Annotated in this window: 1 protein-coding gene; it reads right to left on the bottom strand. The window is 42.6% G+C overall.

The window, feature by feature from the left end:
* Window positions 1-13: 13 nt before the first annotated feature.
* The coding region (locus tag R7Q11_RS25850) for a glycosyltransferase family 2 protein (RefSeq protein WP_225466960.1) at window positions 14-770 on the bottom strand (757 nt) is incomplete at its 5' end.

Genomic DNA, 770 nt, shown 5'->3' on the forward strand with positions numbered 1-770 from the left:
ATTAAAGTCGTTTTCATGATTTCTTTGCCTGTTCACGTAAGTAAAGATCAATGTATTTCACAAAGGTAGAGTGCATGCTAAGCCACGCCAGAATAAAGCCATGTTTACCATCAAGAAAGCCTCTCTTGAGGATGTACATTTTTAAAAAACTGGCAAGAGCATGAACAATTGCAGTGGTTAAGCCGGATTTCTTTTTACCTTCACGCTCATCCGTCCAGGCCTTGAGGTAACCAGTGGTTTTATTGATGTAATGATGAAGATGCTCGTAAGTGTAGTGATGCAATCGACCATCTAACTTTTCAGTCTGATAGCTTTTCTCATCGACTTTTTCATGCACGAGTGAATCGTTGTAGTGCGTATATTCAGTGCGATACAAGCGAACAATCCAATCTGGAGACCAGCCAGAATGGTAGATGAACTTTCCGAATGCTGAGCTAAGTCGATTGAGTTTATACAAAACGTGCGGCTTAGCTGCTGAAACAGCCTGTAAAGTGCTTGCTTTTAGCTCAGGAGTAACCTGTTCATCGGCATCTAACCACAATACGTAGTCGGCCGTAACATATTGCTGCGCAAGTTGGCGTTGTTTTCCAAACCCCGGCCAGTCTAAGTTGGTATAGAACTTATCAGTGTATTGTCGGGCAATTTCTTCAGTGCGGTCGGTACTGCCCGAGTCGAGGATGACAATCTCATCAACCCAACCTTTTACGGTGTCTAGACAAGCTTTTAAATGCTTCTCTTCATTTTTGACGATTAAGGCAACGGCTAAAGTT

The organism is Vibrio sp. 970, assembly GCF_033339075.1.